The 24,304-nt window shown below is 58.0% G+C and carries 22 protein-coding genes and 1 pseudogene; 17 read left to right on the top strand and 6 right to left on the bottom strand.

The genetic code is table 11. From position 1 onward, the window contains the following. Positions 1–12 precede the first annotated feature (12 nt). The 6 genes and pseudogenes from JJN09_RS24240 (at position 13) to JJN09_RS24215 (ending at position 4,017) form a co-directional block, all read left to right on the top strand. Positions 13–675 (top strand): DUF1963 domain-containing protein, encoded by a 663-nt coding sequence (locus JJN09_RS24240; RefSeq protein WP_249484097.1) that lies wholly within the window; start codon positions 13–15, stop codon positions 673–675. A gap of 177 nt (positions 676–852) precedes the next feature. After that, positions 853–1,482: pseudogene (locus JJN09_RS24235) on the top strand (RHS repeat domain-containing protein); the annotation flags it as partial. A gap of 397 nt (positions 1,483–1,879) precedes the next feature. Beyond that, positions 1,880–2,419: a CPCC family cysteine-rich protein gene (locus JJN09_RS24230; protein WP_249484096.1), complete on the top strand. Its 540-nt coding sequence runs from the start codon at positions 1,880–1,882 to the stop codon at positions 2,417–2,419. Positions 2,420–2,759: 340 nt separating this feature from the next. Further along, positions 2,760–3,185 (top strand): HEAT repeat domain-containing protein, encoded by a 426-nt coding sequence (locus JJN09_RS24225; RefSeq protein WP_249484095.1) that lies wholly within the window; start codon positions 2,760–2,762, stop codon positions 3,183–3,185. An 86-nt stretch (positions 3,186–3,271) separates the two neighbouring features. Continuing rightward, the gene (locus JJN09_RS24220; RefSeq protein ID WP_249484094.1) at positions 3,272–3,664 is read left to right on the top strand and encodes a hypothetical protein; all 393 of its coding nucleotides are present in this window, start codon (positions 3,272–3,274) and stop codon (positions 3,662–3,664) included. Positions 3,665–3,711: 47 nt separating this feature from the next. Then, positions 3,712–4,017: a hypothetical protein gene (locus JJN09_RS24215; protein WP_249484093.1), complete on the top strand. Its 306-nt coding sequence runs from the start codon at positions 3,712–3,714 to the stop codon at positions 4,015–4,017. A gap of 57 nt (positions 4,018–4,074) precedes the next feature. On the opposite strand, the gene JJN09_RS24210 is transcribed toward JJN09_RS24215, so the two are convergent. Further along, on the bottom strand, positions 4,075–4,893 hold the full coding sequence (locus JJN09_RS24210; RefSeq protein WP_249490845.1) for a VanW family protein: 819 nt from the start codon (positions 4,891–4,893) through the stop codon (positions 4,075–4,077). A 242-nt stretch (positions 4,894–5,135) separates the two neighbouring features. Here JJN09_RS24210 and JJN09_RS24205 point away from each other — a divergent pair, with 242 nt between their 5' ends. Next, positions 5,136–5,957, top strand: a complete 822-nt coding sequence (locus tag JJN09_RS24205) for a glycosyltransferase family 2 protein (protein ID WP_249484092.1) — start codon at positions 5,136–5,138, stop codon at positions 5,955–5,957. A gap of 328 nt (positions 5,958–6,285) precedes the next feature. Here the strand turns inward: JJN09_RS24205 and JJN09_RS24200 are convergent, their stop codons facing one another. From JJN09_RS24200 to JJN09_RS24180, 5 genes are all read right to left on the bottom strand, one after another. After that, positions 6,286–6,864, bottom strand: coding sequence for a hypothetical protein (locus tag JJN09_RS24200; protein ID WP_249484091.1), 579 nt, complete (start codon positions 6,862–6,864; stop codon positions 6,286–6,288). 106 nt (positions 6,865–6,970) lie between these two features. Beyond that, entirely contained in the window at positions 6,971–8,038 is a 1,068-nt protein-coding gene (locus JJN09_RS24195; RefSeq protein ID WP_249484090.1) for a lipocalin-like domain-containing protein, read from the bottom strand. Then, the gene (locus JJN09_RS24190; RefSeq protein ID WP_249484089.1) at positions 8,028–10,499 is read right to left on the bottom strand and encodes an ABC transporter permease; all 2,472 of its coding nucleotides are present in this window, start codon (positions 10,497–10,499) and stop codon (positions 8,028–8,030) included. Before JJN09_RS24190 ends, JJN09_RS24195 begins: the two co-directional genes overlap by 11 nt. Further along, positions 10,496–11,149, bottom strand: coding sequence for an ABC transporter ATP-binding protein (locus tag JJN09_RS24185; RefSeq protein WP_249484088.1), 654 nt, complete (start codon positions 11,147–11,149; stop codon positions 10,496–10,498). The genes JJN09_RS24190 and JJN09_RS24185 overlap by 4 nt, the downstream gene beginning before the upstream one ends. A 50-nt stretch (positions 11,150–11,199) precedes the next feature. Further along, complete coding sequence (locus JJN09_RS24180) at positions 11,200–12,897, bottom strand: sulfatase-like hydrolase/transferase (RefSeq protein ID WP_249484087.1); 1,698 nt, start codon at positions 12,895–12,897, stop codon at positions 11,200–11,202. A gap of 391 nt (positions 12,898–13,288) precedes the next feature. Here JJN09_RS24180 and JJN09_RS24175 point away from each other — a divergent pair, with 391 nt between their 5' ends. The 10 genes from JJN09_RS24175 to JJN09_RS24130 are packed head-to-tail and all read left to right on the top strand — an operon-like array spanning position 13,289 to position 24,303. Continuing rightward, entirely contained in the window at positions 13,289–14,641 is a 1,353-nt protein-coding gene (locus JJN09_RS24175) for a UDP-glucose/GDP-mannose dehydrogenase family protein (protein WP_249484086.1), read from the top strand. Then, positions 14,638–15,675 carry an NAD-dependent epimerase/dehydratase family protein gene (locus JJN09_RS24170; protein ID WP_249484085.1) on the top strand — a complete coding sequence of 346 codons (1,038 nt, stop codon included), beginning with the start codon at positions 14,638–14,640 and terminating at the stop codon, positions 15,673–15,675. Before JJN09_RS24175 ends, JJN09_RS24170 begins: the two co-directional genes overlap by 4 nt. Positions 15,676–15,693: 18 nt before the next feature. Continuing rightward, complete coding sequence (locus JJN09_RS24165) at positions 15,694–16,440, top strand: sugar transferase (protein ID WP_249484084.1); 747 nt, start codon at positions 15,694–15,696, stop codon at positions 16,438–16,440. Further along, positions 16,440–17,087, top strand: coding sequence for a CpsD/CapB family tyrosine-protein kinase (locus JJN09_RS24160; protein WP_249484083.1), 648 nt, complete (start codon positions 16,440–16,442; stop codon positions 17,085–17,087). Before JJN09_RS24165 ends, JJN09_RS24160 begins: the two co-directional genes overlap by 1 nt. A gap of 21 nt (positions 17,088–17,108) precedes the next feature. Continuing rightward, the gene (locus JJN09_RS24155; RefSeq protein WP_249484082.1) at positions 17,109–18,137 is read left to right on the top strand and encodes a polysaccharide biosynthesis/export family protein; all 1,029 of its coding nucleotides are present in this window, start codon (positions 17,109–17,111) and stop codon (positions 18,135–18,137) included. Between the two features lie 21 nt (positions 18,138–18,158). Further along, positions 18,159–19,751 (top strand): Wzz/FepE/Etk N-terminal domain-containing protein, encoded by a 1,593-nt coding sequence (locus JJN09_RS24150; protein ID WP_249484081.1) that lies wholly within the window; start codon positions 18,159–18,161, stop codon positions 19,749–19,751. Then, positions 19,748–20,842, top strand: a complete 1,095-nt coding sequence (locus JJN09_RS24145; protein WP_249484080.1) for a glycosyltransferase family 4 protein — start codon at positions 19,748–19,750, stop codon at positions 20,840–20,842. The genes JJN09_RS24150 and JJN09_RS24145 overlap by 4 nt, the downstream gene beginning before the upstream one ends. Next, positions 20,839–22,209 (top strand): O-antigen ligase, encoded by a 1,371-nt coding sequence (locus tag JJN09_RS24140; protein WP_249484079.1) that lies wholly within the window; start codon positions 20,839–20,841, stop codon positions 22,207–22,209. Before JJN09_RS24145 ends, JJN09_RS24140 begins: the two co-directional genes overlap by 4 nt. Beyond that, a complete protein-coding gene (locus JJN09_RS24135; protein ID WP_249484078.1) occupies positions 22,206–23,174 on the top strand; it encodes a glycosyltransferase in 969 nt (322 codons plus the stop codon). The genes JJN09_RS24140 and JJN09_RS24135 overlap by 4 nt, the downstream gene beginning before the upstream one ends. Continuing rightward, positions 23,167–24,303 carry a glycosyltransferase gene (locus JJN09_RS24130; protein ID WP_249484077.1) on the top strand — a complete coding sequence of 379 codons (1,137 nt, stop codon included), beginning with the start codon at positions 23,167–23,169 and terminating at the stop codon, positions 24,301–24,303. The genes JJN09_RS24135 and JJN09_RS24130 overlap by 8 nt, the downstream gene beginning before the upstream one ends. Position 24,304: the final 1 nt, after the last annotated feature.

Genomic DNA, 24,304 nt, shown 5'->3' with positions numbered 1-24,304 from the left:
AGGAAGCCACCAATGTTTATTATCAAAACAAAAAAAGAAACACCTTCACACATTGGTGGAAATCCGGTTCTTCCTATAGGAGTTGACATACCAAAAAGCAAAAACGGGAAAGCATTAACATTTTTCTTTACGATACAATTTCCAACGACTCACGACTTTTCCGGCTATACCCTAAGTTTTTTCAGTGCAACAGAAGAGTTCGACGAAACCCTATCGATACCTGAAATGCTTAATACTGTTCTTAAAGACGCGGTCGTTCCAAATGGCTTTCTAAAAACCTATCAAAAACTATTTAGAGCATATCTATTCAAAACCGAGATAGCGGCGACCTCTAACGAAGCATCGAACGTAAAACTTCAATATCTTGAATTCTCTGACCAAAAGACTGAAGAAGTTTTTGGATGGGCAGGAAAATCTCCAGAATGGGTACTTGAGGATGAAGCCCCATCAAAATACGAAGGCAGTGATTTTGGATTTTTACTACAAGTCAAGAATGGCCAGACTTTTGAAATCCTGGAAGTGGCACCACCACAAAAAGAAAACAACATATTCGGCGGAACAAAAGATAGAAAAAAACGAGATTATTTTTTCTTTAATGAAAATGAAGTATATTTTTTTGGTCAACACACCGAAAAATACGATGACAATGTGTACATTATCACTCAATGCGATTAATCGCTTATCGAAACTAAAGGAGAACCAAAGGTGAGAGACTTATTTTTTCGAGAAAATAAATCTCTCACCTTTCCCCCGCAAGGCATTCAAAAATGAGCTATTTCGACGAATAACTAAAAGTCAAAGGGGACAGATTTATTTTTCATTAAAGAAAATAAATCTGTCCCCTTTTTATTATTTGGCAATCTGATCCGCCAACGCCGGGGCGCCGGACAAAAACTCGTCACCGAATACATCTACGACTGCCAGCATCGTCTGATTGGCGTTACCCAACCGGGCGGCAGCACCGCGTCATACAAATACGACGCTTTCGGTCGCCGTATCGAGAAAATCGTCGATGGCCATGCCACTGAATTTCTCTGGCAAGACGAGCGGCTGATCGTCGAAAGTGCCGACAACCGCTATCGCAGTTACATCTATGAACCCAGCACCTTCCGCCCGCTTGCCATGCTCGATGGTGAAGGCCCGCGCAAGGCGAACCCGTTCTATTACCAACTCGACCATCTTGGTACGCCGCAGGAACTCACAGACTACAGTGGCGAGATTATGTGGTCGGCCAAATACCGAGCCTACGGCAACCTCGCATCACTGGACGTCAGTGAAATCGACAACCCGTTACGATTCCAGGGTCAGTACTTCGACGCTGAGACGGGGTTACATTACAACCGACACCGCTACTACAATCCGGGGACTGGGCGGTTTTTGACGCCAGATCCGATCAAGCTTGCGGGTGGGTTGAATAACTACCAGTACGTGCCTAACCCTACGGGCTGGGTGGATCCTCTGGGTTTGAATACATGCCCCGGGGGGGATAAATGCATCCCGGGACAAGGAGCTGAAGTACCTGAGGAGAAGGCCAAAGCAAATCAGGGAGATGCATCGCCACCAAAGGCTGCATCAGTCAACTGGAAAGGGTTTTCATCTGGAAAATTACAGCCTCATTATCAAAAACATGTAATTGATCAAAAAGAATTCGGAAACATTTCCCAAACGGAATATTTGAAACAGGCTAAAGAATTTTCCAAGGAGTCCGGAAACTTTAATGAAACCAACGTTGGGAATTTTATAATCAAGCATGATCCAGCTACTGGAAGAATATTCGTTGGACACTTAAAGTCTCGAGAAATCAGAACGTTCTATAGAGATGACGGAAGAAGCGCCGACGCCTTCCAATCCGCTATCGACTTAGCCAAGGGCTTATAGCATGAAAAAAATCAACAGACAGCAAGCAATAAACAAGATCTCTAATGAAACTTTGATTTCGCTCGATCACGGCGAGCGCGAGTCGCTCCTGCTCGACTGGTGGGGAATTGACGATACCAGCCCAGAATTCTTCACTTTATCAGAGCAGTTGCAGCACTCAATCAAAACTAATGACGACTTGCCAAATGACATCAACGATAGCAAATACAACGAACTCATCCAAGTTGCACTAACATCAAAATTTAAAGGCGTCACAAACATATACCTTTCAAAAAAACTAGCTTCGCTAAAGCTTGGCGACTACGAAGTATATGGAGATATTGAGCCTTTAGAAGTTTGCCCCTGCTGCGGCTATCACACACTTCCATCACTTGCAGACTATGACATTTGCGATTTATGTCACTGGGAAGATAACGGTACAACCTCCCTTGACTCTTATAGCAGCCCGAATCATATGACTCTTCGAGAAGCAAAAGAGAGCTTTGCAAAAAAATCCGAAAACCTGCCCTTAGACAAGTGGTTAAGAGGCGAAGCCTCATAAAAAACTAAAAACAATAACCAAAGGGGATAGATATATTTTTTACTTGAAGAAAATAAGCGTGCCCCTTTTCACTTTAGAAGTGCTTCACAAACAAAAATTGAACACAAATTAAACAAAAGGGGACGTTATAAGAATTTACTGGCCAAACCAATTTGAAGGACAAAAATGAGCACCCTGAAGACAATCCCTAGAAGTCAAAGGGGACAGATTTATTTTTCATTAAAGAAAATAAATCTATCCCCTTTTTATCAAGAAAATAAATCTGTCCCCTTTTTATTACATCGTCCTTCCCAGTTGGCGACTCACCTATGTCGCCTCCTATTTAAATTGAGACAAAATCATGGATAGCAAGGCCTTCGATGAATACAACTACTGGCTGGGACAAAGCGAAGATTCTAACTGGAATGAATACATTACAGAACAGGTAGCCAAAGGAGTTCTAGGAAAGTTCAGCGCTGATGACTGGAGCCGGCTTAATGACACGATCCTATCGAGGGAAGAGTATTGGCAGGAGCGAAGTGCTGCGGCTCTTGGAGAGCATCGATCCACTCAGGCAATTGAGATTCTAAAGAAACTTTTGGACTCTTCATTTACCGAGGTACTAATAGCCTCTGCCTCAGAATTGGATTGGAGTGAAGTCCCAATCGAGAAAAAATACACCAAAAAGATACAAGCCATTATTGACACCCTAAACCATGAAGAAATCGAATCCTATCCCGAACTTGAAAACCTTCTAAAAAAGCCAGTAGTGCGCAATTTTAAATAGGAACAAAAGGGGACAGATTTATTTTTCGTTAAAAAATAAATCTGTCCCCTTTTCCGCTCATCGAAACTCCTCCGATAAATAAGTTCATGAAAGTCACAATATCGCGAATAGTTAAAATCCACACAGAGAATACCTTTGTCGAATTCTCCACCCCTTATGGAAAAGGCCTTTCAAGCTTATTCACTCTAGAGGCAAGAGAAAACTGCTCCTACGACATCGAAATAAATATTGATGATGATTTTTATTGGGGTAAAAACATCTTTACCTCAATGAGCAACGCACCCTCAATTCGCCACGAAGCCGAAGAAACCTATATAACAGCAGAGCTGACTTCTATTACCGAAGATGGATGCGGCTCGTTAAAACTTGGCAACTCCATAATTCTCATCTTAATAAAAAACGAAAATAAAGATCTTATTTTGCCGAGCCTTATAGAGATTTCAGCCATTCAAATCACCCTTTACCCAACCAACACCTGAGCAGTGCTCAAAAAGCCCCCCTCAAATACCCCTCGGATATCACTATATTGAACACAAGCAAAATCATCACTCTCGGAGCCAAAATAACTCTCGATGACATTTCCCAGCTTGATCAAACAATCGACATTTCTCTCGAAATAGAAAACTTAAAGGAAGACCTTTTTCAAGCGACTTTCCCATGCGGCCAAATACTCGATATCGGATGGTATCCAGAATTCAGCACTCGCGGTTCCTTTGTAATCTCTCTAATCCACAATCAAGACTGGCAAAATCCGATTCATTGTGAAAAAGCCAAAAACTGGGCAGAACTGAAAATCGCGTTAGTGAACGTATTAAAAAACTTGGAAAGCTAGAATCGAAAAACGCTTCCGACACATGAAGCAAACCAAATGACTAAAGCAACATCACCACTATCCCCCCTCAATCATCCCCTCCAAAACCTCATACTTAACCACCACCCGATTCCCATACAACCGCTCCCTCTCCACCAAAGCCCCCACCTGCCCCTTCTCCCGCACCTCCCGCCAAATCTCATTCTCCCGATACACCCTCTCCCCCTCCCGCACAAACCGGTGCCCCAACTCGAACACGTGATACCGAAACTCCCGCTCCCGATCACACAACAACTCCCCCTCCAACTGCGTCTCCCCGACCTTCAGCTTCAACTGAAAGCTCCGATCCGTCGGGTTGTGCAGTACCAGGTCGATGTAGTTGTAGAAGATCGCCGCGCCGGAGCCGAATGGCAGGACGCGGCCGTCGTCCGGGAAGGGGTCGAAGCTGTGGTTGGCGCGTTCGATGACGACCAGGGGTGAGTGAATGGCCATCCAGTGGATGAGGTTGCTGAGTTGGCAGATGCCGCCGCCGATGCCGGTGCGGGCCTGGCCGAAGGACAGTTCCATGCCTTCGACGTAGCCGCGTTGGCGGGTCGGGCGGCCGACGAGGCGGCAGAAGGAGAAATATTCGCCGGGGGCGATGGTGACGCCGTCGATGGCGGCGACGGCGAGTTTGAGGTTGATGACTTTGTTGTGTTGCAGCGCAAGGTCGGAGTGGCCGAGTTTGCGGATCAGTTTGGAGGTGTGTTTGAGGTAGCGATAGGGCAAGCGCTCGGACGTCGCGGCGGGCCGCGCGTAGCGTTTGCTCGAGCAGTACCAGGCGATGTGACGGAACAGTCTTTTTTGCCACACGCGCAGCCAGTAAAGGGCCGGGTGGTAGAGGGAAAGTGGTTTCATCCGTGGCAAACGGCGCAGGCCGTTGTCTTCCTTGATCTGAAAATGGCGGCGCATCTTACCGTGGAAAGTCGCCGTGCGCGCGGCCTGCGCTTGCGTCGCAAGCCGTAACAAGTCGACTGACCCCAACCGCTCCAAATTAAGCTTGAACTAAGGTTGCGTCCCTACCATCCGGGCCACAAAGCAGCGGGTGCGAGCGTTCTTCGCCGCGCACAAAGCCATTCCATTCGATGTGAGCCTGGATCATGAGAGAGTTTGATTTCCCCTCGGCACAACAGCCCGCGTTCAGTCTTGTATTGGTCAATTACAAAACCCCGGAAATAACCCGGATGTGCCTGGAGTTTCTTCAGGAATACGTCAGGGAACAACAGATTCCGGTGTGGGTGGTGGACAACGACTCTGCCGATGAAAGCCTGGCTTACTTGCGCTCTCTGGACTGGATCAACTTGATCGAGCGCCCTTCCCCTTACAAAGAAGCCGGTCATATTGCCCACGGCAAGGCACTCGATCTGGCACTTGAAAAGGTTGAAACCGATTACCTGTTCTTACTTCACACCGATACTTTCGTCTTCGACAGCACTGTCTTTTCAATGATGATCAACGAGTGTATGCAATCTTTGGATACAGCAGCAGTCGGTTGTGTCGAACAGCTTGATCGGGGTGTTTTAAGAGACACCTGGCGCTTGTCTTCGCGTTATTTCAAACACTATTTTCGGCGGGCAAAACTGCAGTTGGGCCTACGTTCCCGGGAGCCAAAACCCTACCGGGAAACCCACCTGAAAAGCTTCTGCACCTTGTGGAATGCACGGTTGATCAAGGCCCACGGACTGCATTTTTCGATGGACGACCGGGTCCCGGGATACACGCTGCAGGATCGATTAAGCAACCTCGGTTACGGCATCAGATTTCTTTCGCCGCGTACGATCTTCCGCTACCTCGACCACATCCAGGCCGGCACCGTGGCCGCCGCCGGTGGCTACACCAAGAACCACCGCCGCACCACCATGTACCAGCAGACACTCAAGCGTATTCAGATGCAGCAAGGGATGCGACCTGCCAAATCCTGAAAACAATAAAAAAGGGCGACTTCACAGTCGCCCTTTTTTTATCTGAATTCTTTAGCCCGCTCTCCGGAGGAGGTGTTCGCCCAGTGTAATGGCCTGGCAATCCATGCACCGGTAAAGAGCCCTGACACTGGGCGAACGGGAGGGATTTTAATGGAAGTTGGCGGATATGTCGTGCTAATTGAAGATGAATTTTATGTACTAAAACGTTAACGAATATTGATCCTCGATATTTCCCGAGAAACTTTGAGAATTATCGGATCCGAACATTTTATATGACTGCTCTCATACAACTACTTGTACAAGAACAGTCATTCTGTAGAGTCAATACTCAGCTTTCATGTTCACTGGTCACTTTTAATACATCGGTGTAAGTGACCACGACACTCTGTCCGACTTTCAGATCTTTGAGCTTGGCTTGGATTTCAGGCTTTTCAACGTTGAGGGTTTTCGATTGGCCCGAAGGGTTTTCCAGAGTGACCTGGTTTTTCTTCAAATCAATTTTGGTGATTTTCAGCTGCACCTGAATCTGGCGGAATGCCTCGCCACCGGGGTTGCTGCTGCCCACGGCGTTGCGCAGCTCACCGGTACGCTCGGTGGAGCCAGGCAGACCTTTATCCACGTCGGTGTCCAGGAAAGCCGCCACCGAACGGGTGACTTGAATGTCGACCTTGTCGCCAACCTTCAGGTTGCCGAGGTTTTTCGCCTTGTCGCTGAGCTGAACGTGCACCTGGCGACCTTCCGCGCCTTCCAGGACAACCTGATGATTGGCTGGGTCGACCGCGAGTACTTTGGTGGTGACCTGATCGGCCTCGACCGTCGCCGACAACGGAATATCGGCAGCGAACGCCGTGGAAGCGGACAGGACAGTGGCAAGTGCGATGGCGTGCGTCAGTGCTTGGAGCTTCATAAGCGGTACTTTCCCTGTGATGAATGGCAGCACACGGCGTATTCAGTGCCGTGCGTGCCAAAGAGCATAGACGCTCAATCGGCCGCTGCTCCTAGCACAGGGCGAATCAGTACCCGGTCATCTCCAGATAACCTCGCCCGCCCTGACTGCCGCTCAACCGCACCGGCCCTTCCCAGTAAGGAATGCGCAGCCCCATCCAGGCGTTGGGGTTGATGGCATCGAGGGTGATCTGCAGATTCTTTTCCGGAATCCCGATCGACCAGCGCACCGGCATCGAACGGCCAGCAACCTTCGCGGTGTCCTGCGGGGTCAGTTTGATCTGGTCGGCGTGCAGCATTTCGGTCTGGCCATCGGCGGCAATCCAGGTGCCGGTGAGATACGGCGCCCCTTCCTTCTGGCGCATGCGGTAAAGCATGACGTGTTCGCCGTCATCCAGATGCAGAGAGAACCAGTCCCAGCCCGTCTGATTGGCAGTCAGTGGCTGGCTGCTCCACTCGCGGTCGAGCCAGGCCGGGCCGTTGACGGTGTAGGTCTGGCCATCGATTTGCAGGGTGCCGCTGGCCTGGAAAAACGGCTGGCTGTAGTAATACGACGCCTGGCCCTGTTCGGATTTCTGACTGAAGCCGTGATCGCCTTGCTGCACCAGCGGGCGGCTGGAGGTCAGGCGCAATTGGTAGCTGAAATTTTTGTCCTTTGCGCTGAGCTGCATGTCGCCCAGCGGATCGCTCGCCTGACTGACGAAACGCCAGTCATCGATCCACGCCTCGAACGGCGCCGCACGCACCCCGGCCTGCCCGACGCCGCCGCGAGCATAACGCTCGGCGGCATGGTGGACGCTGGCCGACGTCACCGCCGCATGGCCGAGCCAGATCGTTTGATTGGCCCAGCCCGCTTGTTCCGGCGAGGCGTTCAATGCGCTGCGAAAGAGCGTCCACTGCACGCCGTAATCATTGCCCTGGGCATCCTTGAGATTGGCCGTGACATACCACCACTCGATACGAAAACCGTCATGGGCACCGTGATCCGCCGGAAAGCTGAACACCCGCCCCGGCACCACCGGCGTAAAGGCCTGCGCCTGAGCACCCATCCCGGCGAAGCCTTTCTGTTCCGGCACCGGGTTGTCGCAGCCACTGAGCAACAGCGCCAGAAACACGACAACGAAGCTAATCCTCATGGGCAAACGTCCTCAACAGATCCGCCGGTTGCGTGCGGTACAGCGAATACAGCGGCCACGCCGAGGCCAGCAACGTCGCGAGCAACGCCAGCCCGGTCAACTGCAACAACTGCCACGGAAACACCCGCAATGGCAGGCGCCAGCTAAAGGCCTGCACGTTGATCACTGCGTCCAGACACCACGCCAACCCGATGCCCAAGGGCAAGGCCAGCACCAACGTCAGCACCGCCAGCAACCAGGTCTGTCCGAGATTGAGCAGCATCAATTGCCGTCGCGTCACCCCCAACGCCCACAGTGGCGCCAGTTGACCGAGGCGGCTCTGGCTCTGGGTCAGCAGGCTGATGAACAGCGCCACCCCGGCGACGGCGAGCGTCAGGCTGTTGAGCGCTGCCGTCGCGGCGAAGGTTCGCTCGAAGACTTGCACCGACCACCCCTTGAGCCGCGCCTGATCGACGATGCGGCTGTCGTCGAGCTGGAAACGTGCCTGCAAGGCGCTGAGTAACGCGGGGATTTTCGACGGATCGATACGCAGGTTGAAACGGTTCGGCGTCAATTGCGGCCAACTGCGCAGCAGGTGATTGCTGTTGACCAGCACATGGCCCTTGGGATTGCCGTAGTCGGCGTAGATGCCGACGATGCGCGGCGACCACGGCAAACCCGGCGTGGGAATCGTCAGGTGATCGCCCGGCCGTACGTTGAGCCGGCGGGCGAGCTGTTCGCTGAGCATCACCGCATCGTCCGTGGCCAGCGCGGCCCACGGGTCGTCGCCCCTCGACTCAAGCAACGGCCAGTGCTGGCGATAATACGGATGATCGATGGTGCCGAACACCTCCGTCGGCCAGCCTTGCAGCATCACCGACACCTGCCAGTTGGGCAGGATCGCCGTGACGCTGGGTTGCTGTTTCAGCCAGCTGTAGAGCTCGCGGGCCTGGGCCGGATTGCTCGGGTTCAGATAGAGCTCGGCGCTAAGCCGTTGTTCGAGCCAGTCGTTGAAGGTCTGGCGGAAACCGGCGGTCATGCTGCCGGCGCCGATGTTCGCCGCCATCGCCAACAGCAACGCCATCAGCGCCAGACTCAGCGCCGGCAATTGCTGTCGACAGTCGGCGAGAAACCACTGCCCCAGCACCGAACGACTGCGCCCGAGCAAGCCGTTCAACAGCGCACTGAGCACCACCGGCAACGCCAGCGCCGCGCCGAGCAGCAACCCGGCCATCAACACAAACCCACTGGCCAGACTGTTGCCCAACACCAGCGCGATCAATGCAATCGCGGCAAACACCCCGGCCACCCAGCCCTGACGACGCAACCAGCGCGCATGCTGTTCATGCCAGGCTTGCGGATCAGCGACTGCCAGCAACGGCAGACGCGCCGCCCGCAGCAGACTGTTGGCCCCGGCCAGCAACGCGCCGAGCAGACTCAAGCCGATTCCGCTGAACCACCACCAAGGGCTAAGGCGCAATTGCCCCGCTACTTCCGCGCCGTACAACCCGCGCAGGCTCGCGGCGACATCCGGCAGCAACACACTCGCCAGCCAGTAACCGCTGGCGACACCGAACAACCCGCCGATCAATGCCAGCGCACCGAGTTCGACGATCAGGCAAGCGATCAGCATCCGCGCGCTGATCCCGCAGGCACGCAAGGTACGCAGCAATCCACGGCGCTGCTCCAACGCCAGACCGATAGCGGCGTGGACAATGAACAATCCGACGATGAACGAAAGAAATCCCAGGGCATCAAGGTTGAGGTGAAAGCTTTCGGTCAGCCGCGCCAGATTGTTTTCTTCGCCGCCGCTCTTGAGCTGCAACTGACCCTTGAACGCGGCCGGCACGTCGGCGTGAAAACCCTTGGGCAACAGCAGCCGCGACAGTTGATCGGGTTGTTCAAGCACGCGTTGAGCAACACCGATGTCCACCAGCAGCACGCCGGGGGCCATGTCCAGTTGCGCTCGCAGCGGCGGCAACGTCTGACCGGTTTCGGTTGGCGGTGTGGCGCCTTCGGGCAGGTTCAACGCATGTAAGGTCTCGGGAGAAATCCAGGTGCTGCCCGGCGGGCTGAAGAATTCGACAATGCGATCGATCGGCATCGCCTGCCCCGCCACCGCGCTGTCGGCCGGCAGGGACACCGGTTCGATGCCCATCAATTGCAGACGCTGGGATTCATGGCCCTTGAGGATCAACCGGCCCTGCAATACTGGCGATACCGGCCAGCCCTGACGGCGCAGATCGACAAACCACTGCTGGGAAAACGTCGCGCCACTCGGCGTGCTCAGGCTGGCCTGGGGTTCGCCGCCAATCATCTGACTGGCGCGGGCGTAACTGTCCCGTGCTTGGCTGTTGAGCGCCTCGACCCCGATCAACAGGCTGGTGGCCAGCCACAGACCGGTCAGCACGCTGAAAAACTGCACCGGATGCCGCCGCCAGTGGCTGAGCAACGCGATCAGTGTCTGCCGGAAAACCCTCACGTCAGGCGACCGCTGGACAACACCACTCGCTCCGCCAGTCGCGCGGCCACGCGTTGGCTGTGGGTGACCATCAGCAAAGTGGTCGGTGTGTCGTCGAGCAGTTCCAGCAGCAGGCGCAGGACCTCGTCGCTGGTCGCTTCGTCGAGGCTGCCGGTGGGTTCGTCGGCCAGCAACAATTTGGGCCGCGACGCCAACGCCCGGCCGAGTGCGACCCGTTGCTGCTGGCCGCCAGAGAGTTGTTCGGGGTAGCGCTTGAGCAGATCGCCCAGGCCCAGACGCTGCACCAGATGACTCTGCCAACGCGGGTCATGGCGCCCGGCGAGTCGCGCCTGAAACGCCAGGTTGTCTTCGATGCGCAGGCTGCCGATCAGGTTGTATTGCTGGAACACCAGACCGATTTCCGTTCGGCGCCAATTGGCCAGTTGCGCCTCGTTCATGGCGTCGAGTCGATGCTCGCCACTGTGGATGCTGCCGCTGTCGACTTTATCCAGCCCCGCGATCAGGTGCAGCAGCGTGCTTTTGCCGCTGCCCGATTCGCCCATCAGCGCCAGACTGCTGCCGGGTGTGAGCGTCAGGTCGATGCCTTGCAACACGGGCAACGGGCCTTGAGGGGTGAGATAGCTCTTGAAGACGTTTTGAACCTGCAGCATGCTGCCATCCGATCGATCCGTGTGGGACAAGGATAGCGGATGGCGCAGGGTTACTGTCCGGCGGCAACGCTGGTCGGCGCCTCACTTGGCGTGACGATGCTGTTCAGATCAATGTGTTTCCACTCGGGCTTGGCCCCCAACCGAGCGTTGAAGCGGTAGTTGAAGGTGAAATCATCCGCCGTCGGCACGCTCAGCGGTTTGCCGTAGACCGATTCGATCCCCGTCAGGTCGTAGCCCATCAACTGCAACAGGGTCGGGAAGATGTTGTAGTGACTGGAGCGATCCTTGTTCGCCGCCAGTTGGGCTGACCAGTCGAGCGTGTGCAATTGATCGCCCTGAATCACCACCAGCGGCACCAATCCTTCTTCTTCCACCGGGTCGCCGCCGCAATGGGTGTTGAGCCCCGGATTGCCACGCTCGTGCAGGTCCTGGCCGTGGTCCGAGGTGTAGATCAGCAGCGCATTGTTCAGATTGGCCTGGGCAAACACCCGCGAGAAAAACTCGCCGACATTCCACAGCACGGTGTTCTTGTAGGCGTTGCGGTACAGCACCCAGTCATCCGGCTGGCCGTTGAAACCGTCGCGCTTGCCGGTGTCGGCGACTTCGGTGAACTGGCCGCGCGGCAAGGTCGGGCGGTAGGCCATGAAGGCGTCCGGGTATTTGTCGTGCACCGGGAAATGCGCGCCGACCTTGTTGATCACCACCAGCTCCGGTTTGTCGTCGTTGAGCAACTCGATCAGCTTGGCAGCGGCGGCCATGTCGCGGTCGCGCACGCTGGTCTGGTCGAATTGCACGAACTCGTCGATGTCCTTTTTTTCGGTGTCGGTCATCAGGTTCTGCAGGTTGCCGCCCGTGCGCTGGGCGTCGATGTAGACGGTGCGCAGGCCGGCCTTTTTGGCGTACTGCCAGATCGATGGCAGCGTGGTGTTGATGCGCATGTAATCGGCGCGGGTGCCGCCGTAGCGCAGGGTGACGTTGGTGTCGGCGCTGCAATTGGCGATGGACGCCGCATAGCCGTAATTGAAAATCTCGACACCCGGGTGCGCCTGCTTGAGGTTGCTGTGCACGCCGAACGGCGCGTTGATATCCAGGTAGTTGCCGGAAATGCTTTCGTCGATGATCAGCACGATGTCGTGGCCCACCGCAGGTCCGTTGCGTGCCAGCGTCACCGGCTCACGCGGGCCGACGGTGTTGTGCAGCGCTTCGTAGCCGAACAGGTTGAGGTAGGCCAGCGGCGTGTACATGATCGGCAATCCCCGCGCGCCCTCCCCGGCCCGTACGAACAACACCGCGCTGAGCAGCAGTACGCCGCACAACGGCGCCGCGATCCGCCAGGCATTGGGCACGGGGATCGAATGCCGTGGCTTGAGGCCGATGCCAACCAACAGCAACAGTCCATTGAGCGCCCCGTGGACGATTGCGTCCCGGTACTGGTAGGCCGCTTCCTGGATGAATCCGCCGGAATACACCAGCGAGACGAAGCTGCTGTACGTCAGATAATCGGCGGTGACCCGGGTATAAACATCAAAAAAAACCGCCGACACAAACATCGCTAATGCGAATAAGTGCCGAATGAAAGTCTGACGTATATAGGCCGTTAGTAATAATGCGAAAGTCAGCGCCAAAAACATCGCGCCAAAAAGAAGTACTGCTGGGCCGATACCCATGGCGTTTAAACGCTCAAGGTAATATTCGGAATAAAGCAGTAGATAAATAATTAAAAGCAGTTCTTTCAAATATCGAAACATGGCGATTCCGGGGCGCTTGCGACGGGGCATGGTCAATCGCTTGTCGGCCATTTTCTGACACTAGCAGCGGGCCATCAAAGCGCAAGAACTGTCGGACTTTGGCCAAAAGCGTCAAAAAAACATTGACTCAAAACTGACACACCCAAGTCGTTACAGGCCTTGTATTTTGTGGCCTACGACCGTTTATCGTTTTCTTTGAAATGTGAAAAACATGTCAAGGACGGGACAAATCCAGATACAGCAAGTACTTGATGGCCAATCGCCCCCAGAATTGGGGGTGTTATACACCTGCAACATGTCATTTTGCTGACATGCTTTCCCCACGCTGCGCTATACCCCTTTTGACAGTTCCAATTCGATCTTCCTCCACCGTCTTACGAGGCACGCCAATATGGACGTGAGCGTATTTGGTACGGGCTATGTTGGCCTGATTCAAGCTGCGGCACTCGCCGATGTCGGACATCGTGTGTTGTGCGTCGATATTGACCCGAACAAGATTAAACAACTGCAACAGGCAGTTCCGCCTATCAGTGAACCGGGTCTATCGGCAACTTTGGAAGAAAACATCAAGGCCGGGCGTCTGCTGTTCACCACCCAGGCCAGCGATGCCGTAGAACACGCCGAGTTGATCTTCATTGCGGTGGGCACTCCGGCTGACGAGGACGGTTCCGCCGACCTGAGTCACGTGCTCAACGTGGCGCGCCAGATCGCCAGCTTCATGGAGGCCGATCGCACGCTGATCATCAAATCCACGGTGCCGGTCGGCACGGCGGACCAGGTGCTGAAGACCGCCAGTGACGAATTGCACCGGCGGGGCAAAAGCGGCCTGAACGTGCGGATCGTGTCCAACCCCGAATTCCTCAAGGAAGGCAGCGCCCTCGCCGACTGCATGCGCCCCGACCGGATCATCGTCGGCACCCAGGACGATGAAGCACGGGCGCAAATGAGCGAGCTGTACGCGCCGTTCTGCCGTAACCACGAAAAACTGATGTTCATGGACAACCGCAGCGCCGAGCTGACCAAGTACGCGGCCAACGCGATGCTCGCCACCCGCATCAGCTTCATGAACGAGCTGGCCAACCTCACCGAACTGCTGGGCGCCGACATCGAAGCGGTGCGCAAGGGGATCGGCTCCGACCCACGCATCGGTTATCACTTCATCTACCCGGGCTGCGGCTTCGGTGGCTCGTGCTTTCCCAAGGACCTGCGCGCCCTGCTGCACACCGCCGAACACAACGGCATGCCGCTGAAACTGCTGCGCAGCGTCACTGACGTCAACGACATCCAGCGACACATCCTGTTCAGCAAACTCAAGGCGCAATTTCCGCAAGGCCTGGCCGGCAAATCCATTGCTGTCTGGGGCCTGGCGTTCAAGCCGAACACCGATGACATGCGCGAAGCCCCCAGCCGCTATCTGATGGATGCACTGTGGGCCGAGGGTGCCAGCGTGCAGGCCTACGATCCGGAAGCGATGTCCGAGTGCCGGCGCATTTACGGTTACCGCGATGACCTGCACCTGTGCGCCACCCGCGACGACACCCTGGAAGACGCCGATGCGCTGGTGATCTGCACCGAGTGGAAGAATTTCCGCGTGGTGGACTTCGAGCTGCTGGCCGACAAGCTGCGCTCCAAAGTGATCATCGACGGACGCAACCTCTACAACCCGGAGCAAGTGGCGGCCGCCGGCCTGCACTACAGCGGCATCGGCCTGCGGCATATCTCGCCCGACAGGTTGCGCCCATGAAAATCCTCGTCACCGGTGCGGCCGGGTTCATTGGTGCCCATTGCGTGTTGCGACTGATGCGCGACGGGCATCAGGTGGTTGGCCTCGACAACTTCAACGGCTACTACGACCCGCAGCTCAAACTCGATCGCGTGCAATGGGTGCGCGATCAGGTCGGCGATTTCCAGATCGCCCGGGTTGACCTGGCCGATGCCGCCGCGGTCGACGCGCTGTTCGTCCGCGAAAACCCGCAAGTGGTGATCCACCTCGCGGCACAGGCCGGGGTGCGTTACTCGCTGGAAAATCCACAGGCCTACCTGAACAGCAACCTCAGCGGTTTCCTGAACATTCTGGAAAGCTGCCGGCATCACCCGGTCGAGCATCTGATCTATGCCTCCTCAAGTTCGGTGTACGGTGCCAACCAGCACACGCCCTACACGGTTCACGACGGCGTCAATCATCCGCTGTCGCTGTACGCCGCAACAAAAAAAGCCAATGAGCTGATGGCCCACAGCTACAGCTATCTGTTCGGCATTCCTTCTACCGGCCTGCGCTTTTTTACGGTGTATGGACCGTGGGGCCGGCCCGACATGTCGCCGATCCAGTTCGCCCGGGCCATCACCGAAGGCACGCCGCTGAAACTGTTCAACTACGGCCGGCATCAGCGTGATTTCACCTACATCGACGACATCGTCGAAAGCATCGCGCGCCTCACCGACCATCCACCGCACAACCATCCGGAATGGGACCGCGAACATCCCGATGCGGGCAGCAGCATGGCCCCGTGGTGCCTGTTCAACATTGGCGGCCACCACCCGGTGGAACTGAAAACCTACCTGGCGCTGATGGAAAAGCACCTCGGTCAGAAAGCCATTGTCGAGCTCTTGCCCCTGCAACCGGGCGACGTGCTCAACACCTGTGCCGACACCGATGATCTGGCCCAGGCCACCGGGTTCCAGCCCCGGATCGAGCTGGATGAAGGACTGGAGCGTTTCATCGCCTGGTTCCGCGACTACTACCCGACTGCCTATCGCCCACGCGCCGCTCGCGGCTGACCATCAGCGGAGGACTGCATGACTGGACATGAGAAAGGTGTACCGATCCAACAATTGGTTCGAGACAAACGCATGGATCCGGAACAACGAATGCGCCTCGACGCGGCGATCCACCGCCAGGGCCAGGGCTGGGTGACCGGTCGCGAAGGTGGCCGGCCATGGCAACTGTCCCGCACCAACCGGGTGGTGGCGTGCTTCGGCGCGCTGGTCATTCTGCTGATGATTTCCCCGCTGCTGATCGGTCTGGCGCTCGCCATCAAGTTCACCAGCAAAGGCCCGGTGATGTTCGTGCAGAAACGCACCGGCTACCGCGGCCGCAAGTTCGGCATGTTCAAGTTCCGCACCATGGTCGCCAACGCCGAAGAGCTTAAGGAGTCGCTGCGCCACCTCAACAAGCACGGTGCCGACGCCATTGATTTCAAGATCGACAAGGACCCGCGCATCACCCGGATCGGCGGTTTCCTGCGGCGCACCAGCCTCGACGAATTGCCCAACCTGATCAACGTGGTGACCGGCGACATGCGCCTGGTCGGCCCTCGCCCGACTTCGTTCAACGCCTACCGCTACAAGGACAGTCACCTCGCGCGCCTGGCGATCTACCCCGGCATGACCGGCCTGTGGCAGATCTCCGGACGCAGCAACATCGACTTCGACCAGCGCGTTGAGTTGGACCTCAGCTACATCGCCGAGCAGAGCCTTTTGCTTGATCTGAAGATTCTGTTGAAAACCCCTTTCAAAGTATTCAGCGGCCACGGAGCAAGCTAATGGACGGTTCAACCAACAAAAGCCTGAGCATTGCCAGCCCCAGCGAGTCGAACCTGACCTCGACCGTGCTGGACCTGGATCTGCGGATCCTGTTCCTGACCGCCGCCAACCCTGGCGCCGGCACCACCACCAGCGCGCTGGCCCTGGCCAGTCAACTGGCGCAGATGAGCAGCGGTCTGGTGCTGTATGTCGATGCCAGCCAGTCGGCCGGCAACCTCACCCAGCAACTGAACCTGAGCAAGGAGCGTGGTCTGCGCGACTTGCTGTTCAACCCCGACAGCCCGCCGCTGTTGCAGGACTGCGTGGTGCAGGTGTCGAGCCTGCCGTTCCACGTGCTGCCCAACGGCCGGCCGATCCGCACCATGGAGCACCTGACCGCTGAGCGCCTGAGCCCGTTGCTCGACCAGTTGGGCAGTCAGTACCGCTTTGTGGTGATCGACGGCGATGCCGTTTACTCGGCGGCCGACACCCTGGTCATCAGCACGCAGGTCGACGGAGTGGTGTTCGTGGTGCGCGCCGAAGACACCCGCTGGGAAGTCGCCCAGGCCGCCGTGCAACGGTTGACCCAGGCCGGGGCGAAAGTGGTCGGCAGCGTGTTCAACCGGCGCAAGTACTACATGCCCAAATGGCTCTACAAAAACCTGTAAGCAAACGCGAGGGATGACGCCATGAACGCCAAGATACTGGTTCTGCTGATGCTGCCGCTTGCAGGTTGCTCCAGCAATTCGGAAACCCAAAGCATGCCGGTGAATATCCTCACCGCCCCGCCCGCCAACGCCCAAGCCACCGACATGCCCAAGGTCGAACAGACCTTGCGCCCGCAGGATGTGCTGGACGTGATCTTCCACATCAGCACCAGCGGCTCGGACGCTTACCGCGTGCAGTCGGGTGACCAGATCGGCCTGAACTTCACCGCTGCCAGCCAGCTCAACGGCAACCAACTGGTGCTGCCGGACGGCACCATCGAACTGCCGGGCGCCAACACTTCGGTGAAAATCGCCGGGCTGACCAGCGACGAAGCGCGTCAGGAAATCCAGCGCGCCTACCAGCGCAAGCAGCTGTTCCAGCCCAACCGCAATCAGCTGACTGTGCAAATCATCAGCCCGCTGACCAACGAGCAGAACCTGAAAAGCGCCCTCAACCACCCGGCCACCGGCATGAGCCGCGAGATCACCGTGGGCACCGACGGCTACGCGAGCTTTCCGGAAATCGGCGCCGTGCCGCTGCAAGGCATGACCGTCAATCAACTCGAAACCTTCCTCAACAAACGCTACGCGCAACTGCCGGGACGGATGACCGTGGACGTGCTGCTCAAGTCCACGGCGGGCAACGAGATCTACGTGCTGGGTGAAGTCGGCCAGCCAGGCTCCTACCCGATCCGTCGGCCAGTCTCGGTGCTTGAGGCGCTGACCCTGGCTCGCGGCACCAACATCAAGGCGCGTCTGGATTCGGTGGTGATCATGCGCCGCAACGGCAATCAAGTGCAGGCCGTGCATTACGACGTGGAAAAAGCCCTGGCCGGCGATGCCTCGCAGATCGCCTACCTGCAACCGGACGACATGCTCTACGTGCCCAAGACCAAACTGGCCAGCGCCGGCGAGCTCGCGCGGCAACTGGCTGACGTGGTGCTGTTCCAGGGCGTGGGCATGAGCTTCAGCTACCGCCTCGACAACAAAAACGACAACAGCAGCAACTAACCGACTCTCAGGTGACCGACCATGAATCCAAAGGAAAACTACCTGCATGAGTTCTTCAGGATCTTCTTCGCCAACAAGCAACTGGTGAAGCGTGTCTTCCTGATCTTTGCAGTGATCGCGCTGGTGCTGCCGCTGGTGCTCAAACAGAGCTTCGATATCACCGCCCAGGTGATCGTGCAGTCGAAAAAACTCTCACAGGGCGACGCCACCACGTCGCTGACCGTGGACAACGCCACGTTCATCCCGCCGTCACTGGCGGACATGGAAACCGAAAGCAATATCCTGCGCTCGCCGGCGCTGATCCGTCAGACCATCAGCGAACTGCGGGACAAGGGTGAATACACCCCGTCGCCCGGCATCTTCGCCCGTCTGATCGGCGAGCCGTTCAAGCGCTACATCACCTCGCCGCTGCGCCAGTACCTGATCAACCCGCTGCGCAACCTGCTGGGGCTGGAGACTGATCCGGTGCGCGACACCGCCCTCGACGCGTTGACGCAACAGGCCATCGACAGCCTGAAGATCGAGACCCTGCCCGGCTCCAACGTGATCTCGATCGTCTACAGCTTTCCCGATCCGCATCAAGGCACGACGTTCGTTTCCGCCCTGCTGCAAAACTATCTGGTGAGCCGTCAGGCGCTGCAATCGATCGACCTGCCACAGTCGTTCTACGAATCGAAAAAACACCTGTACCAGGTGCGCCTCGATGGTCTGGAGGGCAACAGGCAAGCCTTGTTGGAAAGTGTCGGCGCGTCCGATCCGAAGGAAGAAATCACCTTCCGCCTGAACGCGATCAACACCGAAGAACAGGCGCTGAACCTGTATCAGGATCGCCTGCTGCAAAGCCAACGCTGGCTGGAGTACCTGAAAACCAGCCTGGCCGCCGCCAGCAACAACAAGCTCAACGACTACACCTTCCCCTACACCTTCACCACCACCGTCGACAACGTGGCGTTTGAAGACCGGGAGATCAAACAGCTCGGCGAGCAACTGACCACTCAGGTCAGCCGCTACATGAATGATCTGGCGGTGTTCCAGCCCGGCAGCGAGCCGATGCTGTTGACCCGCGAGCAGATTGCCCGCACTCGCCAGCAGTTCCTCAAAGTCGTCGGCAACCGCATCCAGGAACGTACCAACGACCTGGCCGTGGTCCAGCAGGTGATCGATCAGAAAACTGCGCGCATCGCCGACTTCAAGGCGCGGATCCACGAGTTGCAGCAGACCCAGAGCAAGCTGCGGCAGATGGACACCGAAATCGACGCCCTGCACGCGGCGTTCTCGACCTACGCCCAGCGTTTTGCCGAAAGCAGCACCACCCGCTCGCTGAGCGACGATCTGTCCAACGCGCGGGTGCTGAGCCCGCCGTTCGAACCGACCGAAGCGGCGTTCCCCAAACCGATGCTGATCATTCCGTTCGGCCTGTTCACCGGCCTGCTGCTGGCGATTGCTTTGGTCTACGTGCGTGAGTTCTTCGATCACCGCTTCAAACACCCGGCGCAAATCAGCCACGAGCTGGGCCTGCCGGTACTGCTGGTGATCAACGACCAGAGCACTCAGCCGGGTAATCCGCACAAGAACTGGACCGTACCAAGCTTCGTGCACTGGGTGCGCAATTGAGCACCCCGTCCTCCCCGAACGCCGCCCTGCCGATCATTCATTTGCTCAGCAGCGGCGGTTTCTATGGGGCCGAACGGATGTTGCTGGATCATTGCCTGGCGACACCGGGGCAGCATCAGGTGCTGTTTCTCGATGCGCCGCCGGAACTGATCGAGCGCTTTCGCGAGGCGGGCGTCGATGCCCAAAGTTGCGCCGGGCTCGGCGCCTTGCTCGGACATCTGCGCCAGCGCCGGGCGCAACGTCCGTTGATCAACACCCACAATTTCAAAGGCCTGCTGTTCGGCTGGGTGGGCGCCTCGCTGTTGGGTCTGCCGCTGGTCATCACCCAACACGGCTTCACCCCGCGCAGCCGCAAGCAGAAGTTTTATACCTGGCTGAGCCTGCAACTGTGCCGCACCGCGTCGGTGGATCGAGTGGTGTGCGTGGCCGAAAGCATCGCGGTGCTGCACCGTCAGGCCAGCGTCCGTGCGGAAAAGCTGCAAGTGATCCCCAACGGCCTGCCGGCGGCGGTCGCTGAACGGCTACCGGAGGTCGATCATCAGCGCTGGCTCGCCGGTTACGTTGGCCGACTGAGCAGCGAAAAAGGTCCGGACCTGTTTCTCGATGCGCTGATCCCGCTGTGTCATCAGCATCCGCAACTCGATGCGGTAATGCTCGGTGACGGCCCGGAGCGTGAGGCACTTGAGGCGCGAATCGACGCCGCCGGACTGCAACAGCGCATTCGTCTGCCGGGTTATCAGACCGACATGCGCCACTGGTGGCAGCAACTCGATGCGCTGGTGATCAGCTCGCGCACCGAGGGCACGCCGATGATTCTGCTGGAGGCCATGCAGACCGGGGTGCCGGTGGTGGCGTTCGGTGTCGGCGGGATTCCCGATGTGCTGGAAGACCGGCACAACGGCCTGCTGGCCGCGCCGGCCGACAGCGCCGCTCTCGCCCGCCAGCTCGACACGCTGCTGAGCCAACCCGCGCTGGCGCGCAAACTGCGCGACAACGCCAAACGCACGCAACAGGACCGCTACGACCTCAAGGCCCTGGCCGAACGCTGGTCGCAGCTGTACATCCGCACGGCACGGGAGGCACGCGCATGATTTTCCCGCTCTCGATCGTCAGTCTGCTGGGTCTGGTCTGCATCGCTTTGCTGGCCAGCCCATGGCCCTATCTGGCGCCGGGCGCGGTGCTCGGTCTGGTGGGGTTCGCGGTGCTGTACCGCAAGCCGACCTGGGGGCTGCTCGGCATCGCCGCACTGGTGCCGTTCGAGGGTTTCTTCAAGGACAGTTCGCTGTCCGGCAGCAAGCTCATCGGCGCGTCATTGGCGGTGATCCTGATGCTGCAACTGGCGATGCACCAGATTCCATCGGAACGCCTGCGCAGCAACATCTGGCGTTACCTGATCTGGTTCATGGTCCTGTACTTCCTGAGCCTGCTCAACACCGATGACCTGGGTATGTCGCTGGGGCATCTGCGCGAGCTCAGCGTCGGCCTGATTCTGTTCGTCATCACGTTGTTGATCGGCCGCGAGCTGAACCTCGACCTGTTCGCCCGGCTGGTCACCCTGAGCGTCAGCGCCACTTGCGCCATGGCGATGTTCTCGACCAAATTCCAGGATCAGGGCCGCGCCGCCGGCCTGCTCGAAGACCCGAACGCCTTCGCCCTGCTGATCGCTTTCGCCGTGCCGCTGGGCCTGTTGCTGGTGATTCGCGGCCCGAACCTGCTGCACCGGTTGTTCTGGGGCGCGTGCTGCCTGCTGCTGCTCGGCGGCATGACCAAGACCGAATCCCGCTCCGGGCTGGTGGTGCTGGCGTTGAGTCTGGTGATCGGTTGCTGGCACTACCGCGCGCAACTGTCGCGGATTCGTCCGCGTCACCTCGGTTTCGCGATGCTCGGCCTGGCGATCGTGATTCCGCTGGCGATCTACGCGATGCCCGCTGGCTACATCGCGCGCATCCAGTCGTTGAGCGTACTGAGCGCCGGTGCCCGTGGCCACGATGACGAATCCCTCGGTCGCCGTGCCTCGTACATCGTGGTCGGCAGCCAGATGATCCGCGAAAACCCGCTGCTCGGTTCCGGCCCCGGCACCTTCCCGCTGCACTACGCCACCACCGGTTACGCCAAGGCGTTTTCCGCCAACCGCAAGATCGGCGACCTGTACCGCCGCGCCCACAACACCTACCTGGAAATCTTCAGCGAACTGGGGGTTCCCGCCGGCCTGCTGTTCGTCGGCATGCTCGGCCTGGGCCTGTACAACCTGATCCGCGCCCGGCGCGCCTGGATGCAACGACGCGACTGGGACCAGGCGGACCTGATGACCCACCTCGGCGTGAGCTTCCTGTCGCTGACGCTGTTCCTGATGTTTCTCAGTGCACCGAATCAGAAGTACGTGTGGATCATGCTCGCGCTGACCAGTGTCCTGCGCCTGAAGGCCGAGCAAGCACCGTTCACGGAGGCCCGGGCATGAGCCGGATCAGTGTTGTCATTCCGATGTTCAACGAGGCCCGGCACATTGGCCGCACCCTGCTGGCCGCGCAAAAAGCCGCCCACGCGGCCAGTGTCGAGTGCGAACTGATTGTGGTCGACAACGGCTCCACTGATGACGGCCCGCAGATTGCCCGCCAGTTCGGCGCACAGGTGCTGATCATGCCGGGCCTGCTGATCGGCGCCCTGCGCAATCGCGGCACGGCCATCGCCACCGGGGAATGGCTGGCGTTCATCGATGCCGACATCGAAATGCCCGAAGACTGGCTCACCGGTCTGTTCGCCCTCGAAGCCGAAGGTCACGCCGACGTGTTTGGACTGGACCTGCACACCCCCGCCGCCGCGCCGTGGTACGCGGTGGCCTGGCAACGCCGCACCCAGCGTCCGGTCACCCACGCCGCCCACACCGTGGACTGGCTGCCCAGTGCCAACCTGCTGATGCGTCGGCACTGGTTCGACAAGGTCGGAGGATTCAACGAAACCCTGCGCACCGGCGAAGACAAGGAATTCACCCTGCGCCAGCGCGAACAAGGCGCGCGGCTGCTGTCGGTCAACGAAAGCGTGGCGCTGCACTGGGGCTACGAGATGAACTGGCGCGAATGGATGGGCAAGGAAATGTGGCGCCAGGGCAGCCATCTGCAATTGCTGCGCACCCACGGTTTCAGCCTGCGTCTGTTGCGTTTTCCGCTGTTGTCACTGGCCGCGTGGTTGCTGGATCTGCTGGCGATTTCCGCACTGCTCAACGGATTTCCCCATCACGCGGCGATCATGGTGTCGATGACCCTGGTGCCGGCGCTGGTGCTCAGCATCCGTCAAAGTCGCCAACAGCATGACCTCGGCCTGACCCTGCAATTATGGGGTTTGCATTGGGTGCGCCTGCACCTGGCCGGTGCCGCGTTCATTCTCAGTCTGTGTCATTGGAATGCCAGGAGGCCTGCCCGTGGCTGAGTTCATTTTCTGGATGTGCCTGCTGCTGCCGGTGTACGCCTACATCGGCTACCCGTTGCTGCTGACGCTGCTGGCGCCGCTGTTTCCAGCGTGGCGTCACAGCCCGGCGCCACCGCTGAACATCAGCATCGTGATCGCCGCGCACAACGAGGCGCGGCATATCGAACACAAGCTGCGTTCGCTGCTGTCCCAGGATTATCAGCCGGCCACCCTGCAAATCATTCTGGCCAGCGACGGTTCCACCGACGACACCGTGGCCTGCGCGCACAAGGTCGTCGACCCTCGAATCACCGTGCTCGACCTGCCGCGTCAGGGCAAAGCCGCGACCCTCAATGCCGGCGTGGCGTTGGCCACGGGGGACATTCTGGTGTTCACCGACGCCGACAATCAATGGTCACGGGAAACCCTCGGCTACCTGCTCGCGCCCCTCAGCGACCCGCAAGTCGGCGCCTGCGCCGGGCACATGGTGATCCCGGTCACCGGCGGCGGCTTGAGTGTCGGCGACAGCCTGTACCGGCATTACGAAGGCTGGTTGCGCCGGGTCGAGAACCGCACCGGTTGTATGGTTTCGGCCGATGGCGCGCTGCTCGCCCTGCGTCGTGAGTTGTTCGAGAACGTGCCGGCGGAGGTCAACGATGACTTCTTCATCAGTACCTGCGCGCCGGTGAAGTTCAAACGCATCGTTTACGTGCCCGAAGCGCAGGTGATCGACCACGGCGTCGATGAAGCGGACAAACAGTTCCGCCGGCGTCAGCGGGTCACCGTCGGCGGCCTGCAAAGCCTGGCCCAGCGCAGCGAACTGCTCAATCCGCTCAAGCACGGGCTGTATTCGATTGCATTGATCAGCCACAAATTGATCCGGCGTCTGGCACCTGTACTTCTGCTGCCGTTGCTGCTGAGCAATTTCTGGCTGTGGGACGACCACGGTTTCTATCGCCTGTGCCTGATCGCGCAACTGATCGGCTACGCCATCGCGATTGCCGGCCTGCTGGATTCGCAACACCGCTTACCCAAACCGTTCCGCCTTGCGGCATTCCTGCTGGTGACACTGGCCGGGATGAGCATCGGCCTGTGGCAGTTCCTGCGCGGCCAGCGTTACGCCCAGTGGAACCCTGACCAAAACCGTTGAG

The organism is Pseudomonas sp. HS6, assembly GCF_023375815.1.
GTDB lineage: Bacteria > Pseudomonadota > Gammaproteobacteria > Pseudomonadales > Pseudomonadaceae > Aquipseudomonas.
The sequence above is the reverse complement of the archived record's forward strand: the minus strand, read 5'-3'. Positions and strand labels throughout refer to the sequence as shown.